The organism is Psychrobacter sp. 1U2 (genome assembly GCF_051847575.1).
Map to the genome: position 1 here is coordinate 1 of NZ_JBPYDC010001575.1, position 570 is coordinate 570.

Genomic DNA, 570 nt, shown 5'->3' on the forward strand with positions numbered 1-570 from the left:
TCACAAAGCGGCTTTCTTGACGCATAATGCCATAAGCCCATGCTGGATCAATACCGGCCGACTGACTATAACGTACCACCGCATCTTGATGCGGCATTGGATGCGATAATGCCAAACTGTTTATCCTATTAGTATTGTCGGCAGCATAAATAGCACGATCAAGCCAGCCCATATCATGCGCTTGACGAGCCGCTGCAATAATTAAGCCATCATCACGATTATCGCGTGCCTGCTTTACAGCCCAGTTCCATTCACGGTTGGCATAGGCACGGCTAGCGTCAGCATTATATAAAGCAAAAGCGCGTGCAAAGTGTTGGTCTTGTAGAACACGAGCTTTATCAGCAGTACTTACATTTGGCAGGTTGCTACCACCTAAGCTCCTAGCATCGAAACGCTGTCCGACTTTGTCTTTAGCCATCAAACCATAATAATCATTACTTTTGGCCAAATATTGATACATTTTCTTAGCCGTATTGCGCTTGCTGCTGTTATTTGACTGTTCGTATGCACGTGCTAACCAATATTGCCACTGATTCAGTTTTTGGGTTTCAGCATCCATCTGCGAGATAG

Annotated in this window: 1 pseudogene; it reads right to left on the reverse strand. The window is 45.3% G+C overall.

The features are described from left to right. Positions 1-570, reverse strand: a pseudogene (locus tag ACS8FD_RS23270) (lytic transglycosylase domain-containing protein); the annotation flags it as partial.